General features: G+C 73.9%; 1 protein-coding gene. It reads right to left on the minus strand.

What is annotated here, in order from left to right; all coding sequences use genetic code 11:
- Positions 1–79: 79 nt before the first annotated feature.
- Positions 80–625: a TIGR03086 family metal-binding protein gene (locus ACLZOT_RS49695; protein WP_416975944.1), complete on the minus strand. Its 546-nt coding sequence runs from the start codon at positions 623–625 to the stop codon at positions 80–82.
- Between the last annotated feature and the right edge of the window lie 58 nt (positions 626–683).

The raw sequence follows: 683 nt of genomic DNA on the forward strand, positions 1-683 counted from the left end.
GTGGGGGGGTGTGAGGGACTCGGTCTTGGTGCTGCCTTCCGTGAGATCACGACGGTCACTGACGTAAGGCAGACCAGGCTCACGCCGGAAAGGAATCGCGACGACCCAGGAAGGCCAGCAGCCGTACGTCGGCACGCGCGCGTGGCGGCACGCCGACCGGCGCGCCGAACCGCACCCCCCGGTCCTCCTCCGCCACCACACACCGGGCGACGCTCAGCAGCTCGGCGGCGAGCGCCACGGGAAGGGGCCTCGGCCGGCCGCAGGCCTGCGCCACGTCCCACCCGTGCACGGCTATCTCCACCGCCCCCACAGCCCCCATCACCCGTACATCCAGCGGCCGTTCGCCCACCAGGGTCGTCCGTGGCGGCCCTGCGGCCCAGGCGCCGAGCACCGCGCACGCGCGCGTACGGAAGCCGCAGACGCGGTCGGCGCGCGGGAGCAGGTCGATCCGACCGCCCGTCAGCCCCTCGTAGAGCGCCTCCAGCGAGTCGTCGAGGTGCGCGAGCAGCTCCCCCAGGTCCCACTCGGCGCACGGCGTCGCCCGCCCCGGGCTCGCGGACCCGACCTCGGCGACGCTGCCCAGCGCATAGGCGAGCGAGCGCTCCAGCAGCTCCCCGGAGTTCACGACAGCTCCTTCGCCAGCCCGAACCGGACCAGCACGGCCGGATCGAGGAAGGCCGTGA

Origin of the sequence: Streptomyces sp. 4F14 (assembly GCF_048159485.1) — a bacterium.
In the GTDB taxonomy this organism is placed as follows: Bacteria; Actinomycetota; Actinomycetes; order Streptomycetales; family Streptomycetaceae; genus Streptomyces.